Source organism: Anaerobiospirillum succiniciproducens DSM 6400 (assembly GCF_000482845.1).
GTDB classification, from domain to species: domain Bacteria; phylum Pseudomonadota; class Gammaproteobacteria; order Enterobacterales; family Succinivibrionaceae; genus Anaerobiospirillum; species Anaerobiospirillum succiniciproducens.
This window is the reverse complement of record NZ_AXWV01000142.1, coordinates 1-1,643: the sequence shown is the minus strand read 5'-3', so window position 1 is coordinate 1,643 and position 1,643 is coordinate 1. Positions and strand designations below refer to the sequence as shown.

General features: G+C 44.0%; 1 protein-coding gene. It reads left to right on the top strand.

Features of this window, described 5'->3' with window-relative positions:
- Window positions 1-30: 30 nt before the first annotated feature.
- The coding region (locus tag H524_RS0111885; RefSeq protein WP_169726159.1) for a flagellar hook protein FlgE at window positions 31-1,643 on the top strand (1,613 nt) is incomplete at its 3' end.

Genomic DNA, 1,643 nt, shown 5'->3' with positions numbered 1-1,643 from the left:
GGTATTAAGAACTCCCAGAAGCACATTGATGTGACTTCTAATAACATCTCTAATACCAATTCATACGGTTTTAAGAAGTCACGTGCAGAGTTTGCCGATGTTTACGCAAATAGCGTATTCACAAATTCTAAGACTAATTCAGGTATGGGTGTACAGAACACTGTAGTATCACAGCAGTTCGTACAGGGCGCTTTATCTGGCGATACTGGCAATCCTCTGGATATGGCTATTCAGGGTAACGGCTTCTTCGTTCTTGAAGGCCCAAGTTCTGACGCACAAACTTTCACTCGTAACGGCGCTTTTCAGATTAACAAGGAAGGCTTTGTAGTTACCGCAATGGGCGATTACCTACAGGGTTGGGATGTGAACCCAGATGGTACTACTACCTCCTTAGATCTGAGCAACACCCACAACATTCAGCTCCCTGCTGACACTGGTGCGCCTCAGATGTCCACCAATATTTCTATCGGTGTTAATCTTCCAGCCGATAAGGATAATGTTAAGCCAAATCTTCCAGCTCAAGATCCATGGACTGGAGGTGCTTGGAATCCAGCTCAAACTGCACCAGAATATGGCGTTTTAAGAAAGGCTGACGGTACAGTAGCAGCAAATCAAGCAGAAGCAAAGTTTAAGCAATACTACACTGACTTTGATCCAAATAATGCTAGCACTTATACCGCATCAACCTCTCAGACTATCCACGACTCTTTAGGTCGTGCCCACACATTGACTTATTACATGCTCAAGATGGGCCCAGAGGAGGCTCAATCAAATAATAATGTGTGGACTGTTATTCCTTTTGTAGATGGCAAGCCTGTTGATGTTGCTATGCAAGGTACTGGTAATAACCAGGAATTTCCAACCGCAATTAGTGTTCCATCAAACTCTAAATCGTCAGTTGCGGGTGCTAACTACTTCGGATTTAAATGTACTTTCAGTCCTAACGGTGAGATGAAAGATACAGTGCCAGGTAAGATTGAGCTTTGCAATCCTGCCGATCCAAAAGTAAATACACTAGCTAATAGCCTGCGCCAGAAACTTTTCGGAGCTCCTGGTGTAGCAAACCCACAGGGTGATTTAGCAACTATTGATAATACATTTGAACAAATTCCAGGCAATCCGCCAAACACTACTGCTAAAGATCCAGTTTATAAAGGTTTGGACGGTTCTTTACATGCTGCCTTTGGTCAAGGCATCGATCCAGTTCAAAAACTTAACATTCAGTTTGCTGCTAGTCAGTACGGATCTTCTAACTTCTCAGTAAGTCAGGCTCCAACTAACGATGGCTATGCAACTGGTATTCTCATTGGTATGTCCGTTGATGAGAACGGCATCATTCAATGTGAGTACTCTAACGGACAGGTTAAGAACATAGCTAAGGTTGCCATGGCAGACTTTGCCAACCAGCAAGGCTTAACCAAGATTGGTGATACTCAGTGGAAGCAGTCTAACGCTTCTGGTGAGGCTATTGCTAAGGAGGCTAACTCAGGTTCTGCTGGCTCCATTAAGGGCTCTAACCTCGAGCTTTCTAACGTTGACCTCACCAATGAGTTAGTTGAGCTCATTACCGCTCAGCGTAACTATCAGGCTAATGCACAGTCTCTGCAGACTCAGAACACTGTAATGGATAGCATCCTGAATAT